General features: G+C 52.5%; 24 protein-coding genes. All 24 read right to left on the reverse strand.

The window, feature by feature from the left end; genetic code table 11:
- Positions 1-11: 11 nt before the first annotated feature.
- Positions 12-1,157 carry a 1-deoxy-D-xylulose-5-phosphate reductoisomerase gene (gene dxr / locus KNP72_RS04195; RefSeq protein WP_214719418.1) on the reverse strand — a complete coding sequence of 382 codons (1,146 nt, stop codon included), beginning with the start codon at positions 1,155-1,157 and terminating at the stop codon, positions 12-14.
- Between the two features lie 15 nt (positions 1,158-1,172).
- Positions 1,173-1,970: a phosphatidate cytidylyltransferase gene (locus KNP72_RS04200; protein ID WP_214832298.1), complete on the reverse strand. Its 798-nt coding sequence runs from the start codon at positions 1,968-1,970 to the stop codon at positions 1,173-1,175.
- Between the two features lies 1 nt (position 1,971).
- The gene (locus KNP72_RS04205; RefSeq protein WP_021067150.1) at positions 1,972-2,709 is read right to left on the reverse strand and encodes an undecaprenyl pyrophosphate synthase; all 738 of its coding nucleotides are present in this window, start codon (positions 2,707-2,709) and stop codon (positions 1,972-1,974) included.
- A gap of 83 nt (positions 2,710-2,792) precedes the next feature.
- On the reverse strand, positions 2,793-3,353 hold the full coding sequence (gene frr / locus KNP72_RS04210; RefSeq protein ID WP_021067149.1) for a ribosome recycling factor: 561 nt from the start codon (positions 3,351-3,353) through the stop codon (positions 2,793-2,795).
- On the reverse strand, positions 3,350-4,075 hold the full coding sequence (gene pyrH / locus KNP72_RS04215) for a UMP kinase (protein ID WP_021067148.1): 726 nt from the start codon (positions 4,073-4,075) through the stop codon (positions 3,350-3,352). Before pyrH ends, frr begins: the two co-directional genes overlap by 4 nt.
- 106 nt (positions 4,076-4,181) lie before the next feature.
- A complete protein-coding gene (tsf, locus tag KNP72_RS04220) occupies positions 4,182-5,063 on the reverse strand; it encodes a translation elongation factor Ts (protein ID WP_214719421.1) in 882 nt (293 codons plus the stop codon).
- Between the two features lie 117 nt (positions 5,064-5,180).
- Positions 5,181-5,921 carry a 30S ribosomal protein S2 gene (gene rpsB / locus KNP72_RS04225; RefSeq protein ID WP_021067146.1) on the reverse strand — a complete coding sequence of 247 codons (741 nt, stop codon included), beginning with the start codon at positions 5,919-5,921 and terminating at the stop codon, positions 5,181-5,183.
- 152 nt (positions 5,922-6,073) lie between these two features.
- On the reverse strand, positions 6,074-6,442 hold the full coding sequence (locus KNP72_RS04230) for a hypothetical protein (RefSeq protein ID WP_214719423.1): 369 nt from the start codon (positions 6,440-6,442) through the stop codon (positions 6,074-6,076).
- A gap of 13 nt (positions 6,443-6,455) precedes the next feature.
- Positions 6,456-7,226 carry a FliA/WhiG family RNA polymerase sigma factor gene (locus KNP72_RS04235; RefSeq protein ID WP_214832300.1) on the reverse strand — a complete coding sequence of 257 codons (771 nt, stop codon included), beginning with the start codon at positions 7,224-7,226 and terminating at the stop codon, positions 6,456-6,458.
- A gap of 11 nt (positions 7,227-7,237) precedes the next feature.
- On the reverse strand, positions 7,238-7,723 hold the full coding sequence (locus KNP72_RS04240) for a chemotaxis protein CheD (RefSeq protein ID WP_021067143.1): 486 nt from the start codon (positions 7,721-7,723) through the stop codon (positions 7,238-7,240).
- Positions 7,716-8,315 (reverse strand): chemotaxis protein CheC, encoded by a 600-nt coding sequence (locus KNP72_RS04245; protein ID WP_021067142.1) that lies wholly within the window; start codon positions 8,313-8,315, stop codon positions 7,716-7,718. The genes KNP72_RS04240 and KNP72_RS04245 overlap by 8 nt, the downstream gene beginning before the upstream one ends.
- A complete protein-coding gene (locus tag KNP72_RS04250) occupies positions 8,305-8,736 on the reverse strand; it encodes a chemotaxis protein CheW (RefSeq protein WP_029595691.1) in 432 nt (143 codons plus the stop codon). The genes KNP72_RS04245 and KNP72_RS04250 overlap by 11 nt, the downstream gene beginning before the upstream one ends.
- A 12-nt stretch (positions 8,737-8,748) precedes the next feature.
- Positions 8,749-10,716, reverse strand: a complete 1,968-nt coding sequence (locus KNP72_RS04255; protein ID WP_214832302.1) for a chemotaxis protein CheA — start codon at positions 10,714-10,716, stop codon at positions 8,749-8,751.
- Positions 10,717-10,735: 19 nt separating this feature from the next.
- Positions 10,736-11,575 (reverse strand): MinD/ParA family protein, encoded by an 840-nt coding sequence (locus KNP72_RS04260; RefSeq protein ID WP_214832303.1) that lies wholly within the window; start codon positions 11,573-11,575, stop codon positions 10,736-10,738.
- Positions 11,554-12,633 (reverse strand): flagellar biosynthesis protein FlhF, encoded by a 1,080-nt coding sequence (locus KNP72_RS04265; RefSeq protein ID WP_214832305.1) that lies wholly within the window; start codon positions 12,631-12,633, stop codon positions 11,554-11,556. The genes KNP72_RS04260 and KNP72_RS04265 overlap by 22 nt, the downstream gene beginning before the upstream one ends.
- Complete coding sequence (gene flhA / locus KNP72_RS04270) at positions 12,634-14,652, reverse strand: flagellar biosynthesis protein FlhA (RefSeq protein ID WP_021067137.1); 2,019 nt, start codon at positions 14,650-14,652, stop codon at positions 12,634-12,636. It lies immediately after the preceding gene.
- A gap of 13 nt (positions 14,653-14,665) precedes the next feature.
- Positions 14,666-15,757 (reverse strand): flagellar biosynthesis protein FlhB, encoded by a 1,092-nt coding sequence (gene flhB, locus KNP72_RS04275; protein WP_214832309.1) that lies wholly within the window; start codon positions 15,755-15,757, stop codon positions 14,666-14,668.
- Positions 15,754-16,524, reverse strand: coding sequence for a flagellar biosynthetic protein FliR (fliR, locus tag KNP72_RS04280; protein WP_214832310.1), 771 nt, complete (start codon positions 16,522-16,524; stop codon positions 15,754-15,756). The genes flhB and fliR overlap by 4 nt, the downstream gene beginning before the upstream one ends.
- Entirely contained in the window at positions 16,521-16,793 is a 273-nt protein-coding gene (gene fliQ / locus KNP72_RS04285; RefSeq protein ID WP_021067134.1) for a flagellar biosynthesis protein FliQ, read from the reverse strand. Before fliQ ends, fliR begins: the two co-directional genes overlap by 4 nt.
- 11 nt (positions 16,794-16,804) lie before the next feature.
- Positions 16,805-17,470, reverse strand: a complete 666-nt coding sequence (fliP, locus tag KNP72_RS04290; RefSeq protein WP_214832311.1) for a flagellar type III secretion system pore protein FliP — start codon at positions 17,468-17,470, stop codon at positions 16,805-16,807.
- Entirely contained in the window at positions 17,467-17,961 is a 495-nt protein-coding gene (locus KNP72_RS04295; protein ID WP_021067132.1) for a flagellar biosynthetic protein FliO, read from the reverse strand. Before KNP72_RS04295 ends, fliP begins: the two co-directional genes overlap by 4 nt.
- On the reverse strand, positions 17,958-18,323 hold the full coding sequence (locus tag KNP72_RS04300; protein WP_021067131.1) for a response regulator: 366 nt from the start codon (positions 18,321-18,323) through the stop codon (positions 17,958-17,960). Before KNP72_RS04300 ends, KNP72_RS04295 begins: the two co-directional genes overlap by 4 nt.
- 12 nt (positions 18,324-18,335) lie before the next feature.
- Positions 18,336-19,451, reverse strand: coding sequence for a flagellar motor switch phosphatase FliY (fliY, locus tag KNP72_RS04305; protein WP_214832312.1), 1,116 nt, complete (start codon positions 19,449-19,451; stop codon positions 18,336-18,338).
- On the reverse strand, positions 19,448-20,437 hold the full coding sequence (gene fliM / locus KNP72_RS04310; RefSeq protein ID WP_214832313.1) for a flagellar motor switch protein FliM: 990 nt from the start codon (positions 20,435-20,437) through the stop codon (positions 19,448-19,450). The genes fliY and fliM overlap by 4 nt, the downstream gene beginning before the upstream one ends.

Genomic DNA, 20,437 nt, shown 5'->3' on the forward strand with positions numbered 1-20,437 from the left:
ATTCCCCACCTTCACTTTCCTTGCTGAATTTGTTCTCGAACCGCTCGGTCGATTTGAAGAATCTCCTCGAGCGTCGGTTCTGCAATTACCGTATGTGTCTCCATCGCTTGCTCGACGATGCGTTCGATATCGAGGAATGCGATCTCCCCGTTCAAGAACAGCTCGACGGCCGCCTCGTTAGCCGCATTGAGCACGGTCGGCATCGAACCGCCGGCGCGCCCGGCCTCATAAGCGAGGCGTAACGCCGGATAACGTGTCAAATCTGCTTCCGCGAAGTGCAGCGTTCCGATTTCTCTCAAGTTTAACCGCTTGTTCCCTTCGATTTCAAGACGTTTCGGAGCCGATAACGCATAGAGAATCGGACCTCGCATATCGGGGTTCCCAAGTTGCGCCATGACAGCGGCATCTTTGAATTCGACCATCGAGTGGATGATCGACTCGCGATGGAGCACCACTTCAATATCATTATAATCGATATCGAACAACCAGTGCGCTTCGATGACTTCGAGTCCTTTATTGAACATCGTAGCCGAATCGATTGTGATTTTGGCCCCCATCGACCAGTTCGGGTGCGCCAGCGCCTCCGCGACGGTCACCCCTTCAAGCTCTTCCCGCGACTTGTCACGGAAACTTCCGCCTGAAGCCGTCAAGATGATTTTCGAGACGTCCTCGCGGCGTTCGCCGTTCAAGCATTGATAGATGGCCGAATGTTCGCTGTCGACCGGGAGCAGGCTAACACCGTGTTTTTTGACTGCCTCGGTGACAAGGTGTCCTGCCGTGACGAGCGTCTCTTTGTTCGCGAGCGCGATGTCTTTCCCCGCTTCGATGGCGGCAAGGGTCGGTTCAAGCCCGACGGCGCCGACGACTGCCGTCACGACGACATCGGTCCTTTCAGCGGTCGCACATGCAATCAACCCTTCCAGTCCGATGAAAAAGAGTGGTTCATATGTAAGGCGTGGCTTGAGCTGTTCGAGTACCTCGATATTTTTAGCGGATACGTATTTCGGCCGCAGGCGATTGATCCATTCTTCCGCCACGTCTACGTTCGATCCGAACGCATATGCCTCAAGTTCAAACAAGTCGGGGTGCTGTTCGATGACGTCGCATGTTTGTACGCCAATCGATCCAGTCGCCCCGATTAAGCTGATTCGCTTCATCTTGACACTCCTCTTTTATAACAAATTAAATACCCAAATGACGGTGAATACCGCGATCATACTATCAAACCGGTCTAAAATCCCACCGTGTCCCGGTAACAGATGACCGGAATCTTTCACATTATATTGACGCTTGTATGCTGATTGTACCAAATCCCCGAGTTGACCGACGACTGATACGACGACCGCGAGCACCAACACCTCGAGAATCGGCAACACCGGCTCGATGAGCACGTAGATGATACCGAGGACGATCGCCGATATGATGCCGCCGATGGCACCTTCAATCGTCTTATTCGGGCTGATGGACGGCCACAGTTTCGTCTTTCCGATCGCTTTCCCTGTGAAATAGGCACCGGAATCGGTCGCCCAAATCATGAACAAGACGAGCAACACTTTGACGAGCCCGTCTTCTGACAAACGGACGAGTGCGAAACTCGAGAACCCGACGACGAGATAGACGGCCGAGACGAAATAAAAACTCGCATCCTCATACGTAAAACGGTTTTTCGTGACAACCGTCCAAAACAAGAGGAGCATCAATCCGAGCACCATCCATTGCGTCGTCGACATCGGCAGTTCCTCGAGGACGAGTCGGCGTTCGAGCAACAACAAGATGAATGGGAATGCCACGAGAAGTGACGTCACGAGAAACGGGAACGCCATCAATTTATGGTTGCGCATCAACGTGAACTCGCTCAATCCGATTAAGGCGACCACGCCCATCAAGATGACGAACGGGCTACCGCCTAGGGCAATCAACGTGACAAAGATGGCGCCGGCCCAGAGACCGGTAATGATTCGTGTTTTCATGTCACACCCCGCCAAACCGGCGAGTCCGCGCGTTATACGCTTCAATCGCCTCGACGAAATGGTCCCGTTTAAACTCAGGCCATAACACGTCCGTGAAATGTAGTTCAGCGTAAGCCCCTTGCCAGAGCAAGAAGTTCGAGAGGCGCTGTTCCCCACTCGTGCGGATAATCAAATCAACGTCTTGCATGTTCGTCATGAGACGCTCACCAATCATGACGTCATCGATCTCGTCCGGTTGAATCGTACCGTGCGCTACATCACTCGCGATTTGTTTCATCGCTTGAACGAGTTCATCACGTCCGCCATAGTTGAGCGCAAAGACGAGATCAAGCCCCGTATTCGTCGCCGTCCGTGTCCGTGCCTCATCGACCGCTTCTCGCGTCCCGCGTGGCAGTTTTGTCACATCGCCTGCGACGAGCACGCGAACGTTCTGTTCATCCAATTCTTTTAAATCCGTCTCTAAAAATTGCTTCGGCAATTTCATCAAGAAGTTGACTTCTTCTTCAGGACGCGTCCAGTTCTCCGTCGAGAACGCATACAGCGTCAATGAACGGATGCCGAGTTCTTGGGCGGTGCGCACCGCTTCCCGGACCGACTTCATCCCTTCCCGGTGACCCATGATGCGAGGGAGCCCACGCTTCTTCGCCCAACGGCCGTTGCCGTCCATGATGATGGCGACGTGTTCGGGAATGCTCAGTTCCGCCTCGGTTTTTGTTTTAGGATTCACCCATTTAAACATACTCTATCCTCCTGATTGTATGAAAGAGGGACCCTCTCAGTAAAAGGGTCCCCACACAGCTTTTTGGTATACCACTTCCGTGATTACACTTCCATGATTTCTTTTTCTTTCGTCGCTGCAGATTCATCAATCTTTTTGATGTACGAATCCGTTAACGATTGAACGTCATCCGCGTAACCGCGAAGGTCGTCCTCAGTCAAGTCCCCATCTTTTTCAAGCTTCTTCAAGTTTTCATTCGCGTCACGACGAACGTTACGGACAGCTACTTTCGCTTCTTCCGCATATTTTTTCGTCACCTTCACGAGCTCTTTGCGGCGCTCTTCTGTCAAAGCTGGGATCGCGAGACGAATGACCGTCCCATCAGAAGACGGCGAGAGGCCGAGGTCGGCTTTTTGAATCGCTTTCTCGACATCTGACACCATCGATTTGTCCCATGGTTGAATCAAGAGTAGACGCGCTTCCGGAGTGTTGATGTTCGCCACTTGGTTGAGCGGAGTCGGTACGCCGTAGTAGTCGACTTGGACCGGGTCCAAGATTGACGCGCTCGCGCGTCCCGTACGAAGTGTCCCGAAATCACGTTTCAAGGCAGAATGGGCTTTCTCCATCTTTTCTTCAGCAGTTTTCAATACGTCATTAACACTCATGAATTGATTCCTCCTACTACCGTCCCGATATGTTCCCCGAGTACGACACGTTTGATGTTTCCTTCTTCAAGCAATGAGAATACAATCAGTGGGATATGGTTGTCCATACATAGTGATGTGGCTGTCGAATCCATCACTTGGAGTCCGTCTTTTAAGACGTCCAAGTACGTGAGCGTGTCGTATTTGACCGCATCCGGAACGAGTTTCGGATCCGCCGAATAGACACCATCGACGTTGTTTTTACCCATCAGGATGACATCAGCTTCAATTTCCGCTGCGCGGAGTGCTGCTGTCGTATCTGTTGAGAAGTACGGGTTCCCCGTCCCTGCCGCGAAGATGACGACTCGACCTTTTTCAAGGTGACGCATCGCCCGACGACGGATGTACGGTTCAGCCACTTGGCGCATTTCGATTGAGGTTTGGACGCGCGTCTGGACACCGTTCGATTCAAGGCTATCTTGAAGTGCGAGCGAGTTCAACACCGTGGCAAGCATGCCCATATAATCGGCATTCGCCCGGTCCATGCCGAGTTCGCTGCCCGTCTTCCCGCGCCAGATGTTTCCGGCTCCGACGACGACGGCTACTTCAACGCCCAAGGCGACCAACTCTTTGATTTGTCCAGAGATCGAGTTGACGATGGCCGGGTCAATCCCGTACCCTTGATCTCCTGCGAGCGCTTCTCCACTCAATTTTAACACAATTCGCTTATATTTCGGTTCCATACTTTGCCTCCTCTTGCTTGAAAAAAGGGAACACGCTCCCTTAACGAACTAACTCAAGGTTATACAGACGTGTTCCCAATTTTGATTGCATCACGGGTGATGCAGATTATTTTTTAAGTTGGTTCATTACTTCTTCAGCAAAGTTTTCTTCGCGTTTTTCCATACCTTCTCCAACTTCGAAACGTACGAATGAGTTGACACGGCCGCCTTTAGACTCTACGTATTTCCCAACTTTGAAGTCAGCGTCTTTAACGAATGTTTGGTCGACGAGGCAGATTTCCTCGAAGTACTTGTTCATACGTCCCGCGATCATCTTCTCGACGATGTTAGCAGGCTTGCCTTCGTTGAGGGCTTGCTCAGTCAAGACTTTCTTCTCACGGTCTGCTTCTTCAGCCGATACTTCGTCGCGTGTCGCGTAAAGTGGGCGTGCTGCTGCGACGTGCATCGCAACGTCTTTCGCAACTGTCTCGTCTGTTGTCCCGTCGATGATGACGATCGAACCGATACGTCCACCCATGTGAAGGTACGTGCCGAAGACTGCATCGTCAGCTTTTTCAAGAACTGCGATACGACGGAGTGAGATTTTCTCTCCGATTGTCGAAGCTTCTTCTTGGATGTGCGTTTCAAGTGTTTTACCTGCTACGAACTCAGAAGCAAGTGCTGCTTCAACCGTTGTCGCGCCTGAAGTGAGAACTGCATTCGCCACGTCTGAAACGAGTGTTTGGAACTTCTCGTTTTTCGCAACGAAGTCTGTTTCTGAGTTAACTTCGACGAGCGCAGCTTTGTTGCCGTCAACCGCTACTGCCGTCAAACCTTCTGCTGCGATGCGGTCGCCTTTAGCTGCTGCTTTAGCGATCCCTTTTTCACGAAGGAAGTCGATTGCCGCTTGCATGTCACCATTTGTTTCAGTGAGTGCTTTTTTGCAATCGAGCATACCTGCGCCTGTTTTTTCACGAAGTTCTTTTACCATTGCTGCTGTAACTGCCATCGGAAATTCCTCCTTGTAAAACTTACGAATTTTTAAGAAAAAGCACTAAGGCTTCATATACGTGTCCTAAAAAAAGGTGATAAAAGGCTTTCCCTTTATCACCTGTTGTCTGACCGATTACTCAGCTTCTGTCGCTTCAGCTTCTGGAGCTACTGCTTCTTCAGCTACTTCTTCTTCGCCTTGCTTCGCTTCGATGATCGCGTCTGCCATCTTAGAAGTGAGCAATTTAACCGCACGAATCGCATCGTCGTTCGCTGGGATGACGTAGTCGATTTCGTCTGGGTCACAGTTTGTGTCGACAATCGCAACGATTGGGATGTTCAATTTGTGAGCTTCTGCAATCGCAATACGCTCTTTACGTGGGTCAACGATGAAGAGGGCATCAGGAACACCTGGCATGTCCTTGATTCCGCCGAGGAACTTCTCAAGACGTGTCATTTCTTTTTTCAAGATGATGACTTCTTTCTTAGGAAGTACTTCGAACGTACCGTCAGCTTCCATTTTCTCAAGCTGCTTCAAGCGGTTGATACGCTTTTTGATTGTTGAGAAGTTTGTGAGTGTTCCACCCAACCAACGCTCGTTGATGAAGTACATACCTGAACGGAGTGCTTCTTCTTTGATCGTGTCTTGAGCTTGTTTTTTCGTACCTACGAAGAGGACGTTTCCGCCTTCTGCCGCGAGTTCACGAACGAAGTTGTAAGCTTCGTCTACTTTTTTGACCGTTTTTTGAAGGTCGATGATGTAGATTCCGTTACGCTCCGTGAAGATGTATTTCGCCATTTTTGGGTTCCAACGGCGTGTCTGGTGACCGAAGTGTACACCAGCTTCGAGCAATTGCTTCATTGAGATTACTGCCATGATAAATTTCCTCCTTGTGGTTTAAAAAAGTCCTCCGCCTCGTTCATCGTTGTATTCCGACCTTTCGGCACCGAGGAATACCATCCCGAGACGTGTGTGATGTGTTTAACACCGAAAATTACTATAGCATATGTCAGGCAATCCGGCAACTCTCACTTTTTGCGAAGTTTGGCATAAAGGGCGACTTCTCCCTCACCTTTTCCGAGCAGTCGGGCCGTCTCTCGGACCGAATGGTTCAGTAAAACGTCCTCGACGTGCGGTGCCTGTTGGCGCTCACGGGACGACGGTGCCTCCATCGGCGAATCCTCAAGTGCAGGTTCCACAGCCGATTCCTCGCTCGATGGCGCAGGGTGTTTCACGACATCGTTCATCGATTCCATGAACGACAACAGGAGGGCCTCGGTCTCACGCTTCTCCTGTTCGAGCAGCGTGACACGAGCCGTCAGCGCCTGGACTTGACGAAACAAAATCAACAGTCCGTACGCGACGATACAGGCGATTCCGATATAGACGACGGTCATCTCCATCCCTCCTTCACGATGTCTTTTCTTCTAAATAGGAACGTCCGAGCGCAAGCTTCAACGTCTTCAGCGCCTTGGAATGAATTTGTGAGATGCGGGACGTCGAGAGTTCCAACACTTCACCGATCTCCGTCAACGTCAACTCGTCGAAATAAAATAACGACACGACGAGCCGTTCTTTCTCAGATAAATGCTCAATCTCGTTCGTCAACACATCGAGCAGCTCGCGCTGCAGAAGCGTATCTTCCGGTTTTTCGGAATCGGGGTCGAAATACGTGACGGACATGACCGTGCCTTCCTCTTGAAGCGTCACCGCCTCATCGATTGACAACATGTTCGCAAAGTATCCTTCCGCCATCGCTTTCTCGATTTCTGAGACCGGCAGTTCGCACGCGTGCGCCAGCTCTTCTTTCGTCGGAGCCCGGTGCAGCTTCTGTTCAAGCTGTTCGGCGACGTGGTCAATCTTCTTTACCCGTTCACGCACCGATCGCGGCAACCAATCGATTTTCCGTAGTCCATCGATGATGGCGCCCCGAATCCGAAACGCCGCGTACGTGTCAAACTTGTTGTTGTGTTCTGGATCATATTTCATGAGGGCATCGTACAATCCCATGTAACCCAAACTTTTCAATTCGTCGCGTTCGACGCTCTTCGGGAGCGTCACGATCATTCGTTGCACGTGATAATGGATCAGGAACTCATAGTGCGTCAATAGTTCATTCGCCGTATCCATATCGCGGTCAGTATTCCAACGATCCCACAACTCGGTAAGTTGAGTCGTCATGTCGATCCCCCCTAAATTTCCTTTGTTCCTACGCTGACCGTTCGAATCGAGAGGACGCAAGTCGCCACATCAAATTCAATCGTCCGCCCATTATGTCCGCCACAGTCCTCGGCGATGAGCGGAATCCGGTGCGCCTTTAACGCATTGCGGACGGCCTCGGCATTTCGTTCCCCGATGCGCATCGCCTCATTCTCATATTTGAATTGAAACATTTGGGCGCCGCCGGCCATCTTTGCTTGCAACCGACCGGCCCCAGCCCGTTTCAATGAAGCGACGAGAGCATCGATGGCCGTATCCGCATATTTCCCTACTTCGATCGTTTGATGTTTGCGGGCGATCGCCGAATCCGGCAACATGACGTGGGCCATCGCCGCGACTTGGAGCCGGACGTCGTACAGGATAACCCCGACACACGAACCGAGCCCGGCCGTCCGCAACTTGTTCGGCGCCGTCGTCTGCTTCCATTCTGCAATCCCAATTTTGAGTACTTCAGCCATGGCCCATCAACCGCTGCTTAATCCGTTCGAGCGAGCCGTGCGTCGGTAGGAACAACACATGTCCGGCACTTACTTTTCCGTCGATGCGGAACGTCGTATCGATATAGAGCGCCGCATCTTCTTCGGGCTGGACCGATGTGACGACGAATTCGACGATCGAACCGGCCATGTCGACCGCTGTCGCCGGGACGTGAATCGGGATCGGTGTATTTAACCAATCGCCGAGCGCCCGGGCGTAGGCCCCGCTCATGATATTCCCAATCTCTTCCCATGCCGACTGACCGAGTTCATCGGCCGCTTGGAACGTGAACCCGCTCCCGATAAGTGATGAGACCATCATCTCGGCGTCGTCGACCGGGAATAAGATGAGGATCATGCCGCTGATGTCGCCTCCGAGCTCTAATAGCACGGATGCCACGTGACGCTCAGGACCGCCGACCCGTTCCGGAAGATACGTGATCGGTTCCATCTCGGCCGAGGATACGGTAATGTTGACCGGCTTGGCCAAGAGCGTCGACAATGCCGTCGCTGCGTGGCCTGATCCGATATTGCCAAGTTCTTTCAATAAATCTTGCTCGAACTCACTCAGCATGTTGTTCCTCGAACAACGCATTGGCGTCGAGAAGCGAGAACAGTTTGTCCTCCCCTTTCGCAATCGCCGTCAAATGAGCCGACAACATGTCTCGACTCGATTCAGGAATCGGCTCGAGACGAACGTCCTCGCTTTCCACGACCTCGTTGGCGCGATCGACGATAAAACCGGCATCGCCTTGATTGAGCGAGGCGATTAAAATCCGTGTCTCGTCGGTCGGTTCAATCGCCTCATACCCGAGGCGGAGGCGAAGGTCGATGACCGGCGTGACAACACCGCGCAAATTGATGACGCCCTTGACGTGAGCCGGTGCGTTCGGGACGCGTGTGACCGGTTGTACTCGTTCAATCGAGCGGACCGACTGGACATCGATCCCGTATGTGTTCGTTCCCAGTGAAAAGACTACCCATTTTTGTTCCATCCTTCTTCCTCCTTAGAACAGATCGTTGCTGTCGACAATCAAGGCGACACGCCCGTCTCCGAGTATTGTCGCACCAGAGATGGCCGGAATGCCCTCGAGATACGTACCGAGCGGCTTCATGACAATCTCTTGTTGGCCAATCAAATCGTTGACGACCACGCCGACGAGTTTATTTCCTTTACGGACGACGACGACCGGGAATTGCGTCTTCGTTTCCGTCTCAATCGCAAACATTTCTTTTAAATAGATGAGCGGGACGAGCTGACCTCGGAAATCGAAGACACGTTCGCGATGGGCCGTCAAAATGTCGGCCTCGTCAAGAAGTGTCGTCTCAAGAATCGATGACAACGGGATGGCGTACGTCTCCTCACCGGCTTGAACGAGCATCGCCGAGATGATGGACAGCGTGAGCGGAAGGCTGACTTGGAATTTCGTCCCTTGTCCGACGACCGTCTCGAGCGTGACGACCCCTCCGAGTGATTCGATTTTGTTTTTCACGACGTCAAGACCGACACCGCGACCAGACAAATCGGTGACGACATCTGCCGTCGAGAAGCCTGGGGCGAAGATGAGCATAGCGACTTCGTTATCGGTCATCGCCGTCGCTTCTTCCGGCGTGATGACGCCGCGCTCGAGCGCTTTCGACCGGACTTTATCGACATGGATCCCTGCCCCGTCGTCCTCGATTTCAATGAAGACACGGTTGCCGCCATGGTAAGCCCGGAGTGCAAGACTCCCTTGCTCCGGTTTCCCGGCTGCGACACGGACTTCTGGTAGTTCGATGCCGTGATCGATGGCATTGCGAATCAAGTGAACGAGCGGGTCGCCAATCTCATCAATGACCGTCCGATCGAGTTCCGTTTCCGCGCCCGTGATCTCAAGCTGGACTTTTTTATGGATGTCTTTCGCGACCGAACGTACCATGCGTGGGAAGCGGTTGAACACTTGCTCGATCGGCATCATTCGGAGCGTCAGCACGAGTGATTGGAGTTCGTTCGTCCCGCGTTTGATTTTCTCGACCGTCTCGTTCAATTCAGGCTGTCCGACTTCGTCGGCGAGCCGCTCGAGACGACCGCGGTCTATAATGAACTCTTCGAATAAGTTCATTAAACGATCAATCCGTTCCAAGTTGACGCGAATCGTCTTCGCCTGGGCGACGGCCTGTTCTTTCGGCTCGTCCGCCTCGACTTTCGGTTTCGCTTCAGCGACGGCGACGGTCTCGGCACTGACGGCGACTTCCGGTTCACTCGATGCACTCGTATACACCGTCACGAGGACGTGCTCGACTTCTGACACTTGGGACACGGCGTGTTCAATCACGTCGGCCGTCTCTTGCGACACGATCAAGACGTCAAACGATAGCTCAAACTGCTCTTGTTCGATGGCCTCGGTTTCCGGTAACGTCCGGACGACCTCGCCGAGTTCTTGCAGGCGATCGAATACCATATAGGCACGCGCCGCTTTCAAGACGACGGCATCGGATAGTTTCACGTGCAATTGGAACGCCTCGAAGCCCGTCTCTTTCGCTTGTGTGATGACCGAATCCGTATAAAGGTCGGCTGTGAAGACGTTGGATTCGACCGTCGGAGCCGCCTCTGGCGTGCTGCCAATGAACGACTGGAACGCAGACACCGTCGCAGCGACATCGACGTTCGCGCCTCGGCCGCCAGTCTCGATATTAGCGATCATCTCTTCGATTTGTTCCATTGCTGAGAACATCGTGTCAAGCAATAGCTGGTTGCTCTCTTTCTTACCGGCCCGAACCAAGTCGAGCGCGCTCTCCATCTCATGTGTCAAGTTGGCCACACTCTCGTAACCCATCGTCGCCGACATTCCTTTGAGCGTATGCGCGGAGCGGAAAATCTCTTGAATCGCCTCTTGGCTGCCCGTCTGTTCAAGTTTTAACAGTTGGGTGTTCACCGATTGAATATGTTCTTGCGACTCATCTAAAAACAATCCTAAGTATTCGTTCACGTCCATCTATAATGCCTCCCTGTCGTTAGACTCGGTTCCACTGACGTTTCAAGTTCCCCATCAAGCGCTCCATAAAATGACGCGGTTTCGGCGGTGTCCCGGTCAATGTCGTTAAAATCCGCTCTAACCGCCAACTGATATCACTTTTTCGGTCCAAATGGTAAAACGGGACTTGGGCGATGACCGCTCGTCTGACCGTGGCGTCATCTGGTAAATACCCGAGGAATCGAATCGATTTCTTTAAAAACTGCTCACACGCAACTTCCATTCGTTCAAAACATTGCAGCGCTTCCTCACCCGATTGGGCCCGATTGACGATGACGCCGAGCGGTAAGTCTGGGCTTTGTCGATGCACCAGCTTCGTATAGGCGTACCCATCCATGAGCGAGGTCGGTTCAGGCGTCAAGATGAGAAACATCTCATCGCATCCTTCAATGAATTGAAGTGATGTGTCGGTCGCCCCGGCCCCCATGTCGAACAGGACATAATCGTATTCAGTGAGCACTTCGAGTTCACGCATAAAAAATTGCATATCGGCATGTGAGAATTGGACTAGTTCATCAAGTCCACTCCCCCCATGTAATATATCGACACCATGCACACCTTTCTGAACCGAGGCGGCCAGCGGAATTCGGGCTTTGACCGAATCCATCATCGTCCGTGATCTCGAGGCATTCAACAAGATATGCACGTTCGCCATCCCGATGTCGAGATCGACGATTAACACGCGCTTCCCAAGCTCGACGAGGCCGATGGCCGTATTGACACAGACGTTCGTCTTGCCGACCCCGCCTTTCCCGCTCGCGAAAGCGATCGTCGTCGGTGGGGTCTCTGTTTTCGCCCTTAGACGTCTTGCTTGGTCCATTGGGTCCACCCTTCTTTCTCAAGCAACCGATCCGTCAGCCGGGAAGGATCCCCGTTGACGAGGTCGTCAGGCACTTCTTGTCCATCCGTCAGCCAAGCGACCGGCAACCCACTTTCGCGAACCATCCGATACATCGCATGGATGTCGCTCGTCTCGTCCGCTTTCGTGAAGATGAGCGACCCGAGCGGCAACGGCTCGAACTGACGATATATCATTTCCATGTCTCGCATCTTTGACGTCAAGCTGAGGACGAGCGAGAGACTCGTCTCCGAAAAGTCATGATGCCGCTCGAACTGCTCAACATACGCCTCGTCGCGGAAATTGCGGCCAGCCGTATCAATCAAAATGATGTCTTTTCGAGCGAACAGCTGCTTCGCCCGCTTGAAATCATCAAAATCGTAGGCGACCTCGACCGGGATGTCTAGAATCTCGGCGTACGTCTTCAACTGCTCGATGGCAGCGATTCGATACGTATCCGTCGTGATGAGGCCGACCGAGAGTCCATGCTCGAGCTTATAGTGGGCGGCTAGTTTCGCGAGCGTCGTCGTCTTGCCGACACCGGTCGGACCGACGAGCATCATGTACCGCTTCGGTTCCGGTACAGGCAAGAAAGAATTTTGGATTTGGTCGCGGACGTAACGCTCGACGGCTTCGACCGATTTTGTCGTGTAATACAGCTCCTGAATCGCTTCGTCCCACGACTCGCCGTGAAACGATTCGGACGCGAGCAGTGCTTCAACGTGTGCGAGTGGTGCCGGCAACCGTCTCGCTGCCGACATGTCAGGTGCAGCGCTCACGACGTTCCGTGGCTGCGGTTGACGTCTTGGTGCCGGTTCAGGTTTCGTTGCCGCGACCGGCTTCGCAACCGTACGTGGTTTGACGGCAAGTGGTGCTTTCTCGAGCGCGGCGATGACCTCGACGTGTTGTGAGGCGAACAAGCCGAGCCACCCTTTCTTCACTTGGCGCGAATTCAAGATGACGGCGTCGTCGCCAAATTCTTGTTTGACTTTCGCCATCGCTTCCGCCATCGTCTTGCCTGTATATTTTTTGATTTGCACTTAAATCACCCCAATACTTTTCACTTCAATCGAGCTGAGCAGTTCGTTGTAGGCGAGGACCGGCACATCCGGATAATACCGTTCGAGCAATTGTCTCACGAATAGGCGGATTGTCGGCGAACAGAGAATGACGGCAGATGCCCCGTAGCGTTCGAACATCGACAGCTGCTCGCCCGAGCGTTCGATAATCTCGCGCGCTTGTTCCGGGTCGAGCGCCAAATAGTTGCCGAACTCCGTCTTTTGAACGGCGTCTTGAATCAGCTGTTCGGTCTGGCCGCCGAGCGTAACCACGTAGAGTGGTCCGTCGGGCGGACTGACTTGGTCCGTCAATTGACGCGACAGACCTTGTCGGCAATATTCGCCGAGGATGTCCGCGTCTTTCGTCACTTTGCCATAGTCGGCCATCGTCTCGAACAAGAGCGGTAAATTGCGAATCGAGACGTGTTCTTTCAACAGATGACGGAGCACTTTTTGAATGTCTCCAATCGACAGGACGGATGGTGTCACGTCTTCGACGAGCACCGGATGTGTCTCTTTCAAATGCTCGACGAGCTGTTTCGTTTCTTCACGGCCGAGCAGGTCGGCAGCGTGTTTCTTGAGCGTCTCCGTCAAATGTGTCGCCACGACGGATGGCGGATCGACGACGGTATACCCGCTCATCTCTGCGCGGGTGCGCGTCTCTTCATCAATCCATAACGCCGGGAGACCGAACGCCGGCTCCGTCGTTTCAATCCCATATACTTCCGGATCTTCAATCCCAGGACTCATTGCCAAGTAATGATCGAGCAAGAGCTCGCCTTCAGCGACGACGTTGCCCTTCACTTTGATGCGATATGCGTTCGGTGACAATTGCAGATGATCGCGAATCCGTACTGTCGGCAAGATGAACCCAAGTTCGAGCGCGAGCTGACGACGAATCATGACGACTCGGTCGAGCAAGTCGCCGCCTTGCGATTCATCGGCGAGCGGAATGAGTCCGTAGCCGAACTCGAACTCGATAGCATCAATCTGTAACAGCGAGACGACCGTCTCGGTCGGTGCCGATGGTTCTTCTTCAGGTAACGGCGTATCGATGACCCGTTTCAAATTGCGACGCATCGTATAGGCGCCATAGAACGTGGCGCCGGCAATGATGAGCGTCACTGGGAGCAGACTCGGCGAGATAAAGCCGAGCATGATGACGATTGAGCCGGCGATATAGAGCAGCGTCGGGTTTTGACCGAGCTGATCGACGACGTCCTCGCCGAGATTCCCGTCCGAGACGGCACGCGTGACGATAATCCCGGTTGCCGTCGAGATGAGGAGCGCCGGGATTTGACCGACGAGCCCGTCCCCGATTGTCATGAGGGAGAACGTCTGGAACGCCTCACCGACTGGAAGACCCATTTGGACGGTACCGATGATAATTCCGAAAATCAAGTTGATGGCAACGATGATAATCCCGGCGATGGCGTCCCCTTTGACGAACTTCGAGGCTCCGTCCATCGATCCATAAAAGTCGGCTTCGCTTTGAATCTTTTTCCGACGGATTTGCGCATCTTTATCATCAATCAATCCCGAGTTCAAATCGGCATCGATGGCCATCTGTTTCCCCGGCATCGCATCGAGGGTGAAACGCGCCGATACTTCGGATACGCGCTCGGCCCCTTTTGTGATGACGACGAACTGGATGATGACGAGGATGAGGAAGACGACGAATCCGACAAGGATATTCCCGCCGACAACGAAGTGACCGAACGTCTCAATGACTTCCCCGCCGTACCCGGTCGATAAAATCGAACGTGTCGTCGACACGTTCAATCCGAGCCGGAACAGCGTCACAATCAAGAGCAGCGACGGAAAGACAGAGAAATCAAGTGCTTCCCTGGCGTTCATCGCGACGAGCAAAATGAGCAACGCAATCAGTATATTGACAATGATTAAGAAATCTAACATGAACCCTGGTAACGGGATGACGAGCATGACGACGATTAATAGCACGCCGATCAATACCGCAAAATCTTTAGCTTTTACAGCCAACACATACTCCTCCTCAAGACGGTTGTTTCAATTGATAGACGAATGCGAGCACTTCGGCGATCGCCTGATAAAACGACTCGTCAACGACTTCCCCGATATCCATTTGGGCGTACAGCGCACGGGCCAACGGTTTGTTTTCGACAATCGGGATGTCATGTTCTTTGGCCGCGTCTCGGATATTGAAGGCGACGCGATCGACCCCTTTGGCCACGACGAGCGGCGCGAAGTCTTTCGTGTCGTCGTAACGGATAACGACGGCATAATGGGTCGGGTTGGTGATGACGACATCCGCGTTCGGAATTTCTTGCATCATGCGGCGCATCGCCATTTCCCGTTGTTGTTGTTTAATTTTTGACTTGATGAGCGGGTCACCCTCACTATTCTTATACTCGTCTTTAATATCTTGCTTCGACATACGAATCGATTTCTCAAAGTCGAATCGTTGATAGAAGAAGTCGAGCAACGCGAGCGCGAGCAAGGCCACACTCACCCATAGTCCGAGTTCGATTGTGATATGAGCGAGCGCGATAACCGATTCACGGATATGTTCGACCGCCATGCGGGACAGTTCTTTTTGATTCTGCCAGAGCACGGCGACGGCAGTCGTCAGGATAATCAATAATTTGAATAAGGACTTTAAAAATTCGACGACCGCTTTCATACTGATAATCCGTTTGACCCCTTTAATCGGATCGATTCGTTCGAGTTTCGGTTGAATCGCTTCCGCCGAGAACAACGTCCCGATTTGAAGATAGTTGATTAAAATCCCGAAAATGACGGCGACCGCGAAGAACGGGCCCACGATCAGTCCGACACGAAGCAACAGGTCGGTGAGCATACCGGACAATCCGTTTGACAGATCGAACAACAAGTAGCTCGGACCGAGCAAATCCTTCGTCACACTGAACAGCTGTTTGCCGAGATACGGTCCTAAGAACGATAACATGAGAAACATCGCGAACAAGGCGAAGGCACCAGTCAAATCGGCCGACTTGGCCACTTGACCTTTCTTGCGCGAGTCCTCTCGTTTACGTGGTGTTGCTTTTTCGGTTTTTTCTCCTGCAAAAAATTGAAGATCGACCGATAAGGTATATAGAGGCTTCATGAGGCGTCTCCTAGCACAGTCATAAAATCACGTAACACTTCTTGTAGAATCGGGATGAATTGGCTGATGCCGTTCAAGGTCAAGCCCATCATGACGACCATGACCGAAAATCCCGCAATCAGCTTGAATGAAAATCCGATTGCAAAAATATTGAACTGCGGCGCCGATTTCGCCAAGAACCCGAGCGCCATGTCGACGAGCAAGAGCGACGCCATGAGCGGAAAGGCAAGTTGCAGGGCGACCATCATCGTCATCGTGACGACCTTGACGGCCATCATGAGTGACGCTTCGCTAAAGTCGATGATCGGCTGACCCGGCGGATAAATTTGAAAGCTATAATAGATGCCATCAATCAGCAACAGATGTAAGTTGCTCGACAGCATGATAAACAACGTAAAAATATAATAGAATCGACCAATCAGCGGCGACTGCCCTCCGAACATCGGGTCATAGGCCGATGCCATCGCGAGTCCAAGCTGTAAATCGATGACGCCACCCGCAATCTGGGGCGCGAAGAATAAAATGTTAATCAAAATACCGAGTACCAACCCAATCAATACTTCGTACAATACCTGCAAAATATAGGCTTGGCCGAGATCGAGCGGCTCTGTCACCGTGAACATCGCATAGTACGCTAAAAAGGCACTGAACGCGACGCGGTGCATGACCGGCAGTTGCCGGGATGAAAATAACGGGACGCTCACGAAGAAGCCGGAAAGACGGGCGAACGTCAATCCATAGAGACTGATGAAATCGACCACGTTCATTTCGAGGCGACCTCGACCATCAGTTCAAAAATCAAACGGGTGAACCCTTCAATCTGTTGCAGCATCCAAGGTCCAAAGACGACAAGCCCGATAAAGACCGAGACGATCTTTGGGACGAACGATAGCGTCTGCTCTTGAATTTGTGTCGTCGCCTGTAAAATCGAAATGACGAGACCGACGACGAGCGAAATCAATAAGAGCGGCATCGAGATTTTCAATAACGTCCACACACTCTCCGTCGCCAAATAAATGACCATTTCCTGCGTCATATTCGTTCCTCCTACATACTTCTAAGCAAGGACTCCACAATCAAGTGCCATCCATCCACCAACACAAACAGTAACAATTTGAACGGTAATGCGATCATGACCGGCGGAAGCATCATCATCCCCATTGACATGAGGACACTCGCCACGACCATATCGATAATCAAAAATGGCAAGAAAATCATGAACCCGATTTGGAACGCCGTTTTCAACTCGCTAATCGCATAGGCCGGGACCATCGCGAGCAGTGGGACATCTTCGACCGACTCAGGTTGCTCATAGTTCCCATACTTAATGAATAATTGCAAATCCTCTTGGCGCGTATATTGGGCCATGAACCGCTTCATCGTATTTCCCGCCTCTTCGAACGCCTCGTCTTGACTGATTTCGTCGTTCATATATGGCGACAACGCTTGATCATTCAACTCAGAAAGTACAGGCGACATGACGAACAATGTGATGAACAGGGCGAGCCCGATAATCAACTGGTTCGGCGGCGTCTGCTGTGTTCCGAGTGCCGGGCGGATGAACGAAAGCACGACGACGACCCGTGTAAAACAAGTCATCAAGATTAAAAACGATGGCGCGAGCGTGAGCAAGGTGAGCACGACCAACAATTTGATCGAGGTCGATGTACTGTCTGGCGTCTCCAAGTTGATTAATTGTTCAATCGTCGTCATCGTTTCTTCCTCACTTCTTCAATCTGGGCCAACTGTTGTTTAAACGTGTCGAGGAAAGCCGACGAGTTCGACTGGTTCAAGGTCGGGGCATCGAGTGCCGCCTCGTCCATCGCTTCGGCATCAATCCGGTCGAGCAATTGAATTGAGTCGCCGACACCGAGCACGTACACTTGTTCACCGAGCTTGACGAGTTGCACCGAACGGTCTTTGCCGAGCGGGACACCACCGAGATGGGTCAAATGCTGAGCCGATTTCACGCCTTGTGTCCGTGCATTCAACCATCGCACGAGGACGAGGAACCCGCCGATGACGACGACCAGGCTCAAGATGAGCTTGATGGCCGTGCCGACCGATGAGACGGCCGATGTGACCGGTTCCTCTTTCGTGTCTGGTTGTTGCTGTTCGAACTGTTGGTCGACGGTGGCGGCCTCGACCGTGGCCGGGACGAATAACCCAGCCACGAGAAGGATAATCAACCACCACTTGTTCATTGTGCGACCGTTTTTGAGACTGCCTCGACGACGCGTTCAGCGTTGAACGGTTTGACGATAAAGTCTTTTGCTCCTGCTTGAATCGCATCGATAACCATTGCTTGTTGTCCCATCGCCGAACACATAATTACTTTCGCGTTCGAATCGAACCCGCGGATTTCTTTCAAAGCTGCCAAGCCGTCCATTTCTGGCATCGTGATGTCGAGCGTGACGAGATCGGGCATGAGCTCACGATATTTCGCGACTGCATCGACACCGTTCTCCGCTTCTCCGACGACTTCAAATCCATTCTTTGTCAAGATATCCTTAATCATCATGCGCATGAACGCCGCATCATCTACCACTAAAATTTTTGCACTCATTGTTCTTCCTCCTTAAACGATGCCAATCCGCTCGTGCGGTTGGATAATTTCTGTTACACGGACGCCGAAGTTCTCTTCGATGACGACGACTTCGCCGCGGGCGATCCGTTGTTGGTTCACATAAATATCGACCGGCTCACCGGCCAACTTATCGAGTTCGATAATCGAACCTTGTGACAGCTCGAGCACTTCTCGGACCGAACGTTTCGTCCGTCCGAGTTCGACCGTCACGTTGAGCGGAACGTCATACAACAATCCCAGATTCGCTGGAATCGAGTCGTTCGTCGCCGGTGCGTGGAGCGGCATGAACTCGGCTTGGCTGACCGCGACTTCCGGTACCGACTTCGCTGCCGGACGAACCGGTTGTTGGGCGGCGGGAGCCGGTGCCTTCGGCGCTTCCTGTTTCGGTGCGGCCGGGGCAGCTGCCGGAGCTGGTGCGACAGGTGCTGGCGATGTGGCGGCCATCAGTTCGTTGACGAGTTGTTTCCCGAACTGGACCGGGGCGATTTGAACGATTTTCGAATCGATTAACGTACCGACCTTCAAGTTGAACTCGATTAAGACCATCGTCTCCCAAAGCTCGAGGCGGTCGATAATCGTCTGGTTCTTCGTCGCATCGAACACTTCGACGAGCGGTGGTGAAATATCAATCTTTTTCGAGAATACGGTCGACAGTGATGTCGCTGCCGCACCCATCATTTGGTTCATCGCCTCTTGGACGGCTGAAAGACGAATTTCATCGAGTCCTTCCGGATCGACTCCAATCCCAGTTCCACCGAGCATCAAGTCTGAGATGATGGCGGCGTCTTCACGTGTCAATACGAGCACGTTCTCGCCTTTCAAGCCTTCTGTATAGCCGACTCGAAGTGCCACGTGCGGCGTCGGATAACGCTCACGGAGCGCATCGATTGTGACCTCACTGACGATCGGAGTCGTGATTTCTACTTTTTGTTGCAGTAACGTCGATAGCGCCGTCGCTGAGTTACCGAACGAGATATTCCCGATCTCCCCTAAGGCGTCGCTTTCCATCGAATCAAGATGTTCTTCAGGATTCGTCTCAGGTTTTGACGGCTCGCTCGTCCCGCGCAATAACGCGTCTATTTCATCTTGTGACAACATCTCACTCATTGCTCTTCCTCCTTCACCCGGTGGAGCACTTGGACCGCCATCCGCTTCCCGCTCACACCGACTTGCCCTCTGAACACTTTATTTTCCCCTACCATGATCGATAACGGGTCTTTCACCAATTGATCGAGGGTCAAACAGTCCCCGACCTCTAAATGCAATAAGTCACCGAACGTGATCGTCGTCTCCCCGAGCAGGGACACGACCTCGACCGACGAGTTCATCAACTGGGCTTTGAGCGGTTCTTTGCTGTTCCCGCTCGCATTGCGGCGATTGGCCTCTTGCATCCAGTAATGACTCGACAGTTTCGATAACACCGGCTCAATCGTCACGAACGGTAAGCAGACGTTGATTGTCCCGCTCACTTCGCCGATGGTGACACCAATCGAGACGAGAACGACGGTCTCGTTTGGTGACACGAGTTGAAGGAACTGGGGATTGACCTCGACGGCTGTCATTTCCGCCTTGATTTCGGCAATCGATTCCCAGGCATCTCCGTATCCTGAAAACGCTCGTTTATATAATTGCGTCAAGATGCGCATCTCGATTTCCGTGAAACTCTCGACTTTTTCAATCTCGACCCCGGGACCGCCGAGTAGGCGGTCGAGCATCGCGTACGAGATGTTCGGATTCACCTCGATGATGAAGCGGCCATTAAGTGGGGGCGCTTCAATCAAGTTGATCATCGTCATGCTCGGAATGGAATGAATGAATTCGTCATACGGAAGCTGCTCGACCGAGTTGACCGTGAACTGGACGTATGTCCGGAGCTGGGCCGAGAAGAACGTGGTCAGCATCCGTGTGAAATGCTCATGAATCCGGGTCAAGCTTCGGATTTGGTCTTTCGAGAATCGGACCGCCCGTTTAAAGTCATACTGCCGGACTTTCCGCTCTTCTTCCTGGGCCAAAAAGGAGTCGGCTTCGACGTCGCCACTGCTTAACGCCGATAGCAAGGCATCAATTTCTTGTTGAGATAAGACTTCTCCCAT

This window comes from Exiguobacterium sp. s152, assembly GCF_018618335.1.
GTDB classification, from domain to species: domain Bacteria; phylum Bacillota; class Bacilli; order Exiguobacteriales; family Exiguobacteriaceae; genus Exiguobacterium; species Exiguobacterium chiriqhucha.